This is a genomic window from Povalibacter sp., assembly GCF_036520495.1.
Taxonomy (GTDB): Bacteria; Pseudomonadota; Gammaproteobacteria; order Steroidobacterales; family Steroidobacteraceae; genus Steroidobacter.
Map to the genome: position 1 here is coordinate 30,516 of NZ_DATDJO010000016.1, position 12,283 is coordinate 42,798.

A 12,283-nucleotide genomic window follows, 5' to 3' on the forward strand; every position below is an offset into this window, starting at 1 on the left:
CGCCAACCTCGTTCTCGTCAGAAATCGTAGCTCGCGGACAGGAACCAGTTGCGCGGGCGCGAGTAGATGACTTCCGCATACCCTGCGGACGTGCTGTACGACGAGTTGCCCGCCACCCGATACAGCTCGTCGGTCACGTTGTTGACGCCGCCGCGGAATTTCCAGGACTTCAGCTGGAGCGTGACCAGCGCATTCAGTAGCGTCACATCGTCCAGCTGCGCGACTTCGACCGAGTTGGCTGCATCGAAATACTGCTCGGCCGTGTAGGACACGTTGACTCGCGGCGTCAGCGTCGCCTCGCCGATCGGGATGTCGTAGCCGATGCCGACATTGGCCTGCCACTCCGGCGTGAAGGGAAGCCGGTTGTCGGGACCGACGGTCTGCGTGGTTCCCGGCACGATGGCGATCTCCTCGAACTTATTGTCGAGATAGCCGACGCTGCCCTCGATGATCAGATTTCCCGGAGCGAAGGTGAATTCCACTTCGCCGCCCTCGATCGACGACTTGCCCGCATTGAACAGCAGCGGCACGATGCCGAGCCGGTACGTGAGCTGCATGTCATCGTAGTCGGTCGAGAACACGGCTGCGTTGATGCGGATATTGCCGCCGAATTCCGACTTGAAACCGATCTCCCAGGTTTCCGCAGTTTCCTCATCGAACGCGACCGGCAGATTGTCCGGAGGTGCAAGGTTGTAGCGCTGGTTGAATCCACCGCTCTTGAAGCCTTGCGACCAGCTCACGTACGTCATGATCGCGTCGTTCCAGCGGTACTGCAGGCTCGCGGAGCCGGTCGTGGACTGGTACTTGTTCTTGAACGGCTCGGGAATGATATTGAGCCCGGGACCTGCAACGCCAGGAGTGTTGAGCGTCGTGGGAATCACGGTCGGCGCAGTCAGCGGCGTCGTCGTGAACGAAGTGATATCGATGCCCTTGGTTTCTTCCGTGTAGCGCGCCCCGGCCGTCAGGCTCAGCGAACTCGTGAAGTCATACGTCCATTGTGTGAACGCCGCCCAATTGTCGTTGTCGACGAGTGCCCGCTGATAGTCCCGGGAACCGGGAATGGCGCCCGATGCGACCAGCGGCGGTGGTGCCGCGAATGGCACCTGCAGGAAATCGTCGACGGATTCTTCGAAGTAGAACAGCCCGACGACGCCTTTGAGGGGGCCGCTGTCCACCAGCGCCTGGAACTCCTGACTCCACTGATCGCCGTCGCTGACATAATCGGTGTGCAACACCAGCAAGCCGGTGTTGTCAGCATCGCGGCTGCCGCTCCAGGAAAGCTCGCGGTAGGCAGTGATGGATTTGAGAGTGAACGCGTCATTCAACTTCCAATTCATCACGGCCGACAGACCCCAGTTCTCGGTGCTGCTTTCCGCCGGCGCATTGCCGCCATTGGTGAATTCACCGAGCCGCCACGTGGCGTCATTGGCACAGCGCGAATCGACGACATTCTGCGGTACGAAAGGCGGCGGGAAGGTGGCGCCGGGACAACCTGAGCCGCGACTGATGGCCGCCGGGAAAGCCTGGCGACCGTTGATGGTTTCGAATACGAAGGGCGAACCGTTCTCGTCCTCCTTGGTGTAATCCCCACGCAAGGTCAGCGAAAACGCATCGGACGCGAGCCAACGCAGCGATGACTGCACCGTATAACTGTCTTCGTCGCCCAGATCCATGCCGTCGAAGATTCGCGTGACATAGCCGTCCCGCTGGCGCGCTCCTACGGAGACACGGGCTGCAAGCGCGTCTGTCATCGGCAGATCGACTGCGGCGAACCCTTCGCGCAGATTGTCATCACCCACGCCTACGCGCACCGTGCCCCCAAACTCGTCGCCCGGCAGAGTGGTGGTGAGCAGTACCGCGCCGCCGATGGTGTTGCGACCGAACAGCGTGCCCTGCGGTCCGCGCAGCACCTGCACGTTGGCGATATCGCGAAAGTCCATGACGCCGCCGACGGAGCGGCCCATGTAGACCTCATCGATATACAAACCCACACCGGGATCCACACCGGACGAGCCGTCGCTCTGACCGATACCACGGATGTAAACCTGAGCGGCCGAATTATTGCCTGTCAGTGGTCCGTAGCTTGCGAATTGCAGGTTCGGTGCAACCTGATCGAGATCGTCCGTGCTGACGATCTGTTGACGCTCCAACGCCGCCGCGGTGAACGCCGATATTGCGATCGGAGTTTCCTGCAATGATTCTTCGCGACGACGGGCGGTGACAACGATTTCTTCGAGAGCGGCTGCGGCTGTGGATTCAGCCGCGAATACCGTGGGCGTGCCGGACATCAGCGCGGCAGCGACTACAACGGCATTCGATCCAATGGCGGCGGCCAGCCGAAGAGAAGCGACGGGACGAGACTGTTCCTTCATCACAAGCCCCCTGCTGATTCTGTTTATGCATTGCCACTGAAGGGCAACGTCTGATTATTGTATGGGTGCCTGACAATGTGTCAATAAAATTGCAGTCGTCAGCACCTTTTACCGCAATGCATCAGAATAACTCATGGCGATGACGAGACAACGCGATGACAAGGCAACGGCGGTCAGCTGACGATATACCGCTCGAGCTGATCGATGGTCTGCTGCTGTTCTTCGATGACCGCCTTCACCAGATCGCCGATGGAGATCATGCCGACCACGGCGCCACGCTCCACCACCGGCAGATGCCGGATGCGTTGCTGAGTCATGACTTCCATGCAGTTGTGCACCGCTTCGTCCGGACCAATGGTCGTGACCGGTGTCGTCATGATGTCGCGCACGGGAGTGTCGGCGCTGGAACGATGCTTGAGGATGACTTTGCGGGCGTAATCCCGTTCCGACACGATCCCGAGAAGCTTGCCGTCGCGAATGACCGGCAAGGCCCCGATGCCGCGATCCGCCATGATCTCGATAGCTTCCAGGACAGGAGAGTCCGGGTCGATGGACCAGACATCCTTGCCCTTCAGCGCCAGCAGGTACGTAACTCGCAGCATGTGCTACCCCTCCGTGCCGAAGGATTGGCTGGATCGGGTGGCGAGTTCAATCTCGGCAACCCGCAGAGTGCGGGCGGCGAATCTAAGAGGCGGCGAACAGCGCCTGTACCCGCCGCTCGGCTTCCAACCAGTCGTCGAGTTCGCGGCCCACCGCGAAATGGCGCTCTGCAGCAATGAAGTAGGCCGCCGTCGCAATCATGCCGGCCATTTCTTCTGGCGTCGGGTGCAGGGCGATCACGTCGACTTCAGCGGCCGGGAGCGCTTTCTTGCGCGAGCGACCCGGCTTCGTGGCAACCGCCGCAGTCTTGGTCTTGGCCCTGGAGCGTGGTGCCTTCGCGGCCGGTTCGGTGGGAGGGGATGTGTGCATGGTGCCTCCGGCGATCGGGATGTCGGTCACGACAAGCACGGACTGTGCCAGTCGGTCTCACAATTTCAGGCAGCCCGCACGAAGGGAAAATGTCGATGTAGATCGACTTGCGCCGGGTTGAGTGCGCTGCGCCCAGCGTGGCGATGATTGTTCGGAGTGCGCCGCACCGCGGCGAACGCACACCCGCGGTGCGACTCCGCCGGACAGTCAGGCGCTCTCAGTGATGATGGCCACCCGGACCGTGCACGTGGCCGTGCGCGATTTCTTCTTCACTCGCTTCACGCACCTCGGTGATCTCGACATCGAACGTCAGATCCTGGCCAGCCAGCGCATGATTGCCGTCGATCGTGACCATGTCGCCCTGCACCTGCGTCACCGTGACCATGCGCGGACCCGTATTCGACTGGACCTGGAACTGCATGCCCACATTCACGTCGGCGACACCGCGAAACGAACGGCGCGGCACCTTCTGGATGAGCGATTTGTCGTGCTCGCCGTAGGCGTCGACAGCCGCGACTTTTGCCTGCAGCTTGTCGCCAGCCTGCTTGCCTTCGAGCTGGCTTTCCAACCCCGGAATGAGATTGCCGTTGCCGTGCAGGTAGGTAAGGGGCTCCCCTCCGGCCGACGAATCGAGCGTCTCGCCCTTGTCGTTCGTCAGGGTGTAGTGGATGGAAACGACGGCGTTCTGGGTGACTTGCATGATGAGCGCAATCTATCGGAAGAAGAAATGAGCGGCGATTATGCCAACTTAGGTGGCATGGCCGCGACAACAAAATTGTCGGTGCCGCGCAAAGGGACTGCGGACTATTCCACGGTCACCGACTTGGCCAGATTGCGCGGCTGATCGACGTCGGTGCCGCGCAGGATGGCGCAATGATAGGCAAGCAACTGCAGCGGCACGCTGTAGACCGCGGAGGCCTGGAAGTGACTCACGTGCTTCGGCATCGTGATCACGGTGACGCCTTCCGACGACTGCATCCCTGAATCCGGATCGGCAAATACATACAGCTCACCGCCGCGAGCGCGCACTTCCTGCAGATTGGATTTGAGTTTCTCGAGCAAGTCGTTATTCGGCGCCACTGCGATGACCGGCATATCGGCATCGACGAGCGCCAGCGGCCCATGCTTCAGCTCACCGGCTGCATAGGCTTCGGCATGAATGTAAGAGATTTCCTTCAGCTTGAGCGCACCTTCCATCGCGATCGGGTGCATCTGGCCCCGGCCCAGGAACAACGCGTGATGCTTATCGGCGAAGCGCTTCGCGAGTTCCTTGATGATGGGCTCGAGGTGCAGGGTCTTCTCGATGAGTCCGGGAATCTCGATCAGGCGCTGCACGAGTCCTCGCTCGCGCTCGCTGTCTGTGCCGTTGAACTTTGCGAGCGCGATGACGAGCATGCCCAGGCCGACGAGCTGCGTCGTAAAGGCCTTGGTGGACGCCACACCGATCTCCGGGCCCGCGCGCGTCAGCAGCACGAGTTCCGATTCACGGACGAGCGAGCTCTCCGGTACGTTGCATATGGATAACGTCGACAGATACCCCGACTGCTTCGCCATCCGCAGCGCGGCCAGCGTGTCGGCAGTTTCACCGGACTGCGAGATCGTGACGAACAAAGTGTTCTTCGGCACCACCGGATTGCGGTAGCGATATTCGCTGGCGATTTCGACCCAGCAAGGCAGGCGCGCGATCTGTTCGATGTAGTACTTCGCCACTGCGCCGGCATGAAAGCTCGTGCCGCAGGCAATGATCTGGACCGCTTCGGTACGACGGAATACCTCGGAAGCCAGCGGACCGAAGGCGGCTTCGAGCAACTTGCCGCCCGCCACGCGCTCTTCGAGCGTCTGGGCGATAGCGCGCGGTTGTTCGAAAATTTCCTTGAGCATGAAGTGCGGATAGTCGCCCTTCTCCGCGGCATCGGCCGACAGCGAGCTTTCGCGGATCGGTCGCTGTGCGGTGTTGCCTTCGCTGTCGAGCACACGCACGCCCTGGCGGCGAATTTCCGCGACGTCGCCCTCCTCGAGGAAGATGAACTTGCGCGTGACCGGCAACAACGCCGAGACATCGGAAGCGACAAAATTCTCGTTCTCGCCGACGCCGATCACGACGGGACAGCCGGCGCGAGCGAGGATGATCTGGTCTGGACTGTCTTCGGACACGACAGCGAGCGCATAGGCGCCTTCGAGTTCGGCGACCGTCGCGCGCACGGCGCGAAAAATATCGCCCAGCTTCTGCTTGTGATGATGAATGCGATGCGCGATGACTTCGGTATCGGTCTCGGATGTAAATACATAGCCGAGTTTCGTCAGCTCTTCGCGCAGCTCTTCGTGATTCTCGATGATGCCGTTGTGCACGATGGCGATGCCGTCGCGCGAAATGTGCGGGTGTGCGTTGCGTTCGGAAGGCACGCCATGCGTGGCCCAGCGCGTGTGAGCGATGCCCAGCAGACCGTCGGTCGGCGTCTCGGCAATGGCGTCCTGCAGCATCTTCACCTTGCCGACCGTGCGCAGGCGACGCAGATGACCATCGGCATTCAACACCGCAATGCCGGCGGAATCGTAGCCACGATATTCCAGTCGTCGCAGCCCCTCGATCAGGATCGGGACGATGTTGCGATCAGCGATGGCGCCGACGATTCCGCACATGAAGCTGGGGTTCCTGAACTGTGGGCTTGTGACCGGAGGTCAGAGCGGCCATGCCACTCTGGCTCCTGATTCTACCCAGCAAATCGGCCGGTTAATGGGAGATATCGCACGCCTTGCAAGGTCGGTCCGGAGCTTTCCGATCTGCGAGCTAGTTTTTCTTCTGCGGCCGCTGCCAGCCTTCGATGGTGACCTGACGGGCACGCGCCAGGGTGAGCTTGCCTTCCGGTGCGTCCCTGGTCACTGTCGAACCGGCGCCGGTGTTGGCATTGGCACCGATTTTTACCGGCGCCACCAGCATCGAGCCCGATCCGATGAAGGCGCCATCGCCGATCTCGGTCCGGTGCTTGTTCGCGCCGTCGTAATTTACGGTCACGGTGCCGGCGCCGACATTGACCTTCCGACCGACCGTGGCATCACCGAGATAGGTCAGGTGATTGGCCTTGCTGCCTGCGCCGATTTCACTCTTTTTTACTTCGACGAAATTGCCGATATGGACGTCTTCATGAAGCACGGCGTCCGGGCGCAGACGCGCGAACGGCCCGATCGAATTGCGTGGACCGATGACCGCCCGATCGATCACGCAGTTCGGATGGATCTGCGTATCGGCGCCGATGCGACAGTCCTTCAGATAGCTGTTGGGCCCGATGTGCGCCCGATCGCCGAGATGCACATCTCCGACGAGCGTCACGTTGGCGTCAATGAAGACATCGCGGCCCACAGTGACCGTGCCCCGTATGTCGATGCGGGCCGGATCAACGATGGTGACGCCTTGCAACATGAGTTGCGTAGCGCGTTCCAGACGCAGCGTTGTTTCCAGCTGCGCCAGTTGCACCTTGTCGTTGACACCCAGTACCTCGGTTTCCGTCGGCGCAACGACCGCACCGATCTTTGCGCCATCGCGCACGGCCATGACAATGACGTCGGTAAGGTAGTACTCGCCTTGCGAGTTGTCGTTCTTGAGCGCAGCGAGCCATTTGCGCAGCGAACCCGCCGGCATCGCCATCAGTCCGGTGTTGCCTTCTTTGATGGCGCGTTCCTTCGTATTCGCGTCCTTTTGCTCGACGATACGCACCACACTGCCGGCACCATCACGCACGACACGACCGTAGCCGGTCGGATCGGACAGAACGACGGTCAGCAGGCCCAGCGACTTCTCGCCGCTGCGTTCCAGCAATTGTTCCAACGACGATTTGCGGATCAACGGCACGTCGCCATAGAGGATCAGGACCTGGTGATCGTCCGGTATGTGCGGCATTGCCTGCGCAACGGCGTGGCCAGTACCCAGCTGTTCTGCCTGCAGCACCCAGTTCACGGGCTCGTCCACCAGACGCTCGCGAACCTGATCACCGCCATGCCCATACACGACATGGATCGAATCCGCACCAAGCGACTTTGCCGTAGCCAGCACGTGCGACAACAGCGGCTGACCGGCCAACGGCTGCAACACCTTCGGCAGGTCGGACTTCATCCGCTTGCCCTGACCGGCGGCAAGAATGACGATGGAGAGGGGCATGGGTGGCCTTCTGGCTAACTGGCTAACTGGCTAACTGGCTAACTGGTGAGAATGGCTGCGAGGGTATTACGGGGGCAACGGTCGGATCTAAAAAAAATGCGCCCCGCAGGGCGCACTTTTCGCATTTTTCAGGCCGGTCAGCCGGTGAGCCGGTGAGCCCGTTGGCCAAATCTCACTGCTTTATCTTCCGCAGCTTCTCCAGCATCTTCAGCTGAGCCGCGGCGCGCAGCAGCTCGGCCTGCGCCTTGGCGCTGTCGATCGTGTCGCCACGATTGCGCAGGGCTTCCTCAGCAGCCTGTTTGGCGCTGAGGGCGGCTGCTTCATCGAGATCCTTCGCACGCACCGCCGTGTCCGCAAGGACCGTCACGACATGTGGCTGAATTTCGATCGCACCGCCCGAGACGTAGAAGAACTGCTCGCCGCCATCCGGTGTCTGCACACGGACTTCGCCCGGCTTGAGCGTCGTCAGCAGCGGTGCGTGACGCGGCGCAATGCCGATCTCGCCCATGACGGCCGGCGCGAACACCATCGAGGCCTCGCCCGAGAAGATCTCGCCTTCGGCGCTGACGATGTCGACGTGAATTGTGGCCATATCTCTTCCTGACTAGCGACTGACAGCTCGTCGCTGCATTACTGCAGCGTTTTCGCCTTCTCGACCGCTTCTTCGATGGTGCCGACCATGTAGAACGCCTGCTCCGGCAGTGCGTCGTACTCGCCTTCGAGGATGGCCTTGAAGCTGCGGATCGTTTCCTTGAGCGGAACCAGCTTGCCGGGGTTGCCGGTGAACACTTCGGCAACGTGGAACGGCTGCGACAGGAAGCGCTGGATCTTGCGGGCGCGGGACACTGTGAGCTTGTCCTCTTCCGACAGCTCGTCCATGCCCAGGATCGCGATGATGTCCTGCAGTTCCTTGTAACGCTGCAGCACGGCCTGCACGCCACGAGCGACGTTGTAGTGTTCTTCACCGATGACCAGCGGATCGAGCTGGCGGCTGGTGGAATCGAGCGGGTTCACGGCCGGGAAGATACCCAGCGCCGCGATCTGACGATCCAACACGACGGTCGCGTCCAAGTGCGCGAAGGTCGTTGCCGGCGACGGATCGGTCAAGTCGTCGGCAGGCACGTACACGGCCTGGATCGACGTGATCGAACCGGTCTTGGTCGAGGTGATGCGTTCCTGCAGCACGCCCATTTCCTCAGCCAGCGTCGGCTGGTAACCCACGGCCGACGGCATACGGCCGAGCAGCGCGGACACTTCGGTGCCGGCCAGCGTGTAGCGGTAGATGTTGTCGATGAACAGGAGCACGTCGCGGCCCTTGCCCTGCTCGTTCTTTTCGTCGCGGAAGTATTCGGCCATCGTGAGGCCTGTGAGCGCGACGCGCAGGCGGTTGCCCGGCGGCTCGTTCATCTGGCCGTACACCATCGCCACCTTCGATTCCGGCAGGTTCTGCAGGTTGATGACGCCGGCTTCCGACATCTCGTGATAGAAATCGTTGCCTTCGCGAGTACGTTCACCGACGCCGGCGAACACGGACAGACCCGCGTGCGCCTTCGCGATGTTGTTGATCAGCTCGAGCATCGTGACGGTCTTGCCCACGCCGGCACCGCCGAACAGACCGATCTTGCCGCCCTTGGCAAACGGCACGAGCAGGTCGACGACCTTGATGCCCGTTTCGAGAAGATCCTGGCCACCGGCCTGTTCGTCGTACGCCGGAGCCGCACGGTGAATCGGCCAGGTTGTCTCGGTCAGCACCGGACCGCGTTCGTCCTGCGGATCGCCCAGCACGTCCATGATACGACCGAGGGTGCCCTTGCCGACCGGCACGGAGATCGGAGCGCCCGTAGCCTTGACCTTGAGGCCACGCTGCAGACCTTCGGATACGCCCATGGCGATCGTACGCACGACGCCATCGCCCAGCTGCTGCTGCACTTCGAGCGTCAGGCCGCCCTCTTCGAGCTTCAGCGCTTCATATACTTTCGGGATGCTCTCGCGTGGGAATTCCACGTCGATGACAGCGCCGATGATCTGCACAATCTTGCCGGTAGACATGTCGGGTCCTCGGGCTAACTGGCTCACTGCTCTGCTGGCCAATCTGGCCAGAAGCAAGTGAGCGCATGCCTCAAACTAAGCTAACAACTTCAATTCAATTCTGCATTCGACCTTGCCGCCTGCGCGTCAAGGCACTCTGTCTTTCTCGAGCCGGTCGACCGGTCGGCCGGTATCAAACCGCCGCCGCGCCACCCACGATTTCACTGATCTCTTTGGTGATCGCAGCCTGACGAGCCTTGTTGTAAATCAACTGCAGCTCTTCGATCAGTTTGCCGGCGTTGTCGGTGGCGCTCTGCATGGCGACCATGCGGGCGGCCATTTCACAGGCGACGTTCTCGACGGCGCCCTGATAAACCTGCGATTCGATGTAGCGCATCAGCACGCCGTCCAGCAGTTCGCTGGCCGACGGCTCGTAGATGTAATCCCACAGCTTCTGCAGCTTGCTCTCGTCGGTTCCCTCAGTGACCACCGGCAACAGCTGATGCACGGTCGGCTTCTGCGTCATGGTGTTCACGAGTACGTTGTTCACGACGTACAGGCGATCGAGCTTGCCTTCGTGATACAGGTCGAGCATGACTTTCACTGTACCGATCAGGTCCGCAACGTGCGGACGATCGCCGAGATGCGTGACGGTCGCGAGCGTCTTCACATTGCTTAAGCGGCGGAAGAAGTTCACCGCCTTCGCGCCGATCAGACACGCCGACACATCCACACCCTGCTTCTGCCAGTCGCGCATCGCCGCGAGTGTGGTCTTGAACAGGTTGACGTTGAGGCCACCGCACAAGCCGCGATCCGTGCTGATGATGATGAAGCCGACGGCCTTGGCCGGCCGCTCGATCATGAACGGATGCTTGTAATCAGGGTTCGCGTGGCGCAGGTGACCAATCACCCGGCGGATTTTCTCCGCGTACGGGCGCGTCGCGCTCATGCGCTCCTGCGCACGACGCATCTTGCTCGCCGCGACCATTTTCATGGCCTTGGTGATCTTCTGCGTGCTTTTGAAGCTCGCAATCTTGACGCGGATTTCTTTGATGCTGGGCATGGGTCGCTTCGCTCAGGGCTAACTGGCTAACTGGCTTACCGGCAAACTGGAAGGAGCTGCTTCATCTGGCCGGTTTGCCAGTTGGCCTGTCGGCCGATCGGCCATTTCTCAGTACGTTCCCGTCGCCACGAACTCTTCGCAGAGCTTCCTCAAGCTCGCGTCGACTTCCTTGCTCAGTTCCGGCTTGGCGTTGATGCCGTCGATCAACTCTTTGTAGTTGGTCTTGGCGAATGCCTGCAGTGCGACTTCGAAGGCGCCGACCTTCTTCAGGTCCACCTTGTCGAGGAAGCCGTTGTTCACGGCGTACAGCGACAGGGCCATTTCGGCGACCGACATCGGCGCGTACTGCTTCTGCTTCATGAGCTCGGTCGTGCGCTGACCGCGTTCGAGCTGGCTGCGGGTCGCCTGATCGAGATCGGAGGCGAACTGCGAGAAGGCCGCGAGTTCGCGGTACTGCGCGAGGGCGAGACGGATACCGCCGCCGAGCTTCTTGATGATGCCGGTCTGTGCGGCGCCACCGACGCGCGACACCGAGATACCGGCGTTCATCGCAGGACGGATACCGGCGTTGAACAGATCGCCTTCGAGGAAGATCTGACCGTCGGTGATCGAGATCACGTTGGTCGGCACGAATGCCGTCACGTCACCCGCCTGGGTTTCGATGATCGGCAGGCCCGTGAGCGAGCCGGTCTTGCCCTTCACGCGGCCGTTGGTCTTCTTCTCCACATACTCTTCGTTGACGCGAGCGGAACGCTCGAGCAGACGCGAGTGCAGGTAGAACACGTCGCCGGGATACGCTTCGCGGCCCGGCGGGCGACGCAGCAGCAGCGAGATCTGGCGATAGGCCCAGGCCTGCTTGGTGAGATCGTCATAGATGATCAGCGCGTCTTCGCCCTGGTCCATGAAGTACTCGCCCATCGTGCAGCCCGCGTACGGCGCGAGGTACTGCAGCGAAGCCGGCGTCGACGCGGAAGCGGCCACGATGATCGTGTGCTTCATCGCATCGTGTTCCTCGAGCTTGCGCACGACGTTGGCGATGGATGACTGCTTCTGGCCGATCGCGACGTAGATGCACTTGATGCCGCTGTTCTTCTGGTTGATGATCGTGTCGATCGCCATCGCGGTCTTGCCGGTCTGACGGTCGCCGATGATCAGTTCGCGCTGGCCGCGGCCAACGGGGACCATCGCATCGACGGCCTTGTAACCGGTCTGCACCGGCTGGCTGACCGACTTGCGGAACACCACGCCCGGCGCAACACGCTCGATCGGCGCCTTCTGGGTGGTCGCGATCGGGCCCTTGCCGTCGATCGGGATACCGAGTGAGTCGACGACGCGACCCAGCAGGGCTTCGCCCACGGGCACTTCGAGGATGCGACCGGTGGTCTTCACCGTGGCGCCTTCGGCGATGTGCTTGTATTCGCCCAGCACCACCGCGCCGACCGAATCCTGCTCGAGGTTCAGCGCCAGGCCGAAGCTGCCGCCGGGAAATTCGAGCATTTCGCCGTATTTCGCATCGGCGAGACCGTGAATGCGCACGATACCGTCCGTCACCGTGACGACGGTGCCGACGTTGCGCTCTTCGGTCGCGCTCGCGAACTTCTCGATGCGAGCCTTGATCAGGTCGCTGATTTCAGATGCCTTGATGGACATTGCCGCTTTCCTCGGTCCGCTATCTTGATGAAGCTCGGCACCCTATCG

Annotated in this window: 10 protein-coding genes; all 10 read right to left on the reverse strand. The window is 61.4% G+C overall.

The window, feature by feature from the left end:
* Positions 1-17 precede the first annotated feature (17 nt).
* A complete protein-coding gene (locus VIZ63_RS04945; RefSeq protein WP_331608414.1) occupies positions 18-2,372 on the reverse strand; it encodes a TonB-dependent receptor in 2,355 nt (784 codons plus the stop codon).
* Between the two features lie 173 nt (positions 2,373-2,545).
* Entirely contained in the window at positions 2,546-2,974 is a 429-nt protein-coding gene (locus tag VIZ63_RS04950; protein WP_331608415.1) for a CBS domain-containing protein, read from the reverse strand.
* 82 nt (positions 2,975-3,056) lie between these two features.
* Entirely contained in the window at positions 3,057-3,341 is a 285-nt protein-coding gene (locus tag VIZ63_RS04955; protein ID WP_331608416.1) for a DUF2934 domain-containing protein, read from the reverse strand.
* Between the two features lie 217 nt (positions 3,342-3,558).
* Positions 3,559-4,041: a peptidylprolyl isomerase gene (gene slyD / locus VIZ63_RS04960; protein WP_331608417.1), complete on the reverse strand. Its 483-nt coding sequence runs from the start codon at positions 4,039-4,041 to the stop codon at positions 3,559-3,561.
* Positions 4,042-4,145: 104 nt separating this feature from the next.
* On the reverse strand, positions 4,146-5,981 hold the full coding sequence (glmS, locus tag VIZ63_RS04965) for a glutamine--fructose-6-phosphate transaminase (isomerizing) (RefSeq protein ID WP_331608418.1): 1,836 nt from the start codon (positions 5,979-5,981) through the stop codon (positions 4,146-4,148).
* 148 nt (positions 5,982-6,129) lie between these two features.
* Complete coding sequence (gene glmU, locus VIZ63_RS04970; RefSeq protein WP_331608419.1) at positions 6,130-7,494, reverse strand: bifunctional UDP-N-acetylglucosamine diphosphorylase/glucosamine-1-phosphate N-acetyltransferase GlmU; 1,365 nt, start codon at positions 7,492-7,494, stop codon at positions 6,130-6,132.
* Positions 7,495-7,666: 172 nt separating this feature from the next.
* Entirely contained in the window at positions 7,667-8,086 is a 420-nt protein-coding gene (locus tag VIZ63_RS04975; RefSeq protein WP_331608420.1) for a F0F1 ATP synthase subunit epsilon, read from the reverse strand.
* A 38-nt stretch (positions 8,087-8,124) separates the two neighbouring features.
* Positions 8,125-9,543 (reverse strand): F0F1 ATP synthase subunit beta, encoded by a 1,419-nt coding sequence (gene atpD, locus VIZ63_RS04980; protein ID WP_331608421.1) that lies wholly within the window; start codon positions 9,541-9,543, stop codon positions 8,125-8,127.
* A gap of 172 nt (positions 9,544-9,715) precedes the next feature.
* Complete coding sequence (atpG, locus tag VIZ63_RS04985) at positions 9,716-10,585, reverse strand: F0F1 ATP synthase subunit gamma (protein ID WP_331608422.1); 870 nt, start codon at positions 10,583-10,585, stop codon at positions 9,716-9,718.
* Between the two features lie 108 nt (positions 10,586-10,693).
* Positions 10,694-12,235, reverse strand: coding sequence for a F0F1 ATP synthase subunit alpha (atpA, locus tag VIZ63_RS04990; RefSeq protein ID WP_331608423.1), 1,542 nt, complete (start codon positions 12,233-12,235; stop codon positions 10,694-10,696).
* Positions 12,236-12,283 lie beyond the last annotated feature (48 nt).